Origin of the sequence: Neoluteolibacter marinus (assembly GCF_014904755.1) — a bacterium.
GTDB lineage: Bacteria > Verrucomicrobiota > Verrucomicrobiia > Verrucomicrobiales > Akkermansiaceae > Haloferula > Haloferula marina.
In genome coordinates this window covers 1-310 of the sequence record NZ_JACZFQ010000222.1, presented here as the reverse complement: position 1 = coordinate 310, position 310 = coordinate 1, and the positions used below count along the sequence as shown (strand labels likewise).

At 70.0% G+C, this 310-nt stretch carries 1 protein-coding gene; it reads left to right on the top strand.

The features are described from left to right. Positions 1-310, top strand: a 310-nt coding sequence (locus IG178_RS24570; protein WP_305067833.1) for a NusA N-terminal domain-containing protein, incomplete at both ends; no start/stop codon positions are given.

The window sequence follows — 310 nt, the reverse complement described above, 5'->3', positions numbered from 1 at the left end:
GGTCGCGTGACCATCTGGGCCGCCGAGGTCGACGAGGACGGCGACCGGGTGGGCGAGTTCGACGACACCCCCTCCGGCTTCGGGCGCATCGCCGCCTCCACGGCTCGCAGCGTGATCGTGCAGAAGCTGCGCGACGTCGAGGACGACACCGTGCTGGGCCACTTCAAGGGCCGTGAGGGCGAGATCGTCTCCGGGCAGATCCAGCAGGGCCGCAACCCCCAGATGATCCAGATCGATCTGGGCACCGTGGAGGGCGTCCTGCCCCCGCACGAGCAGGTTCCCGGCGAGAAGTACACCCACGGCAGCCGGA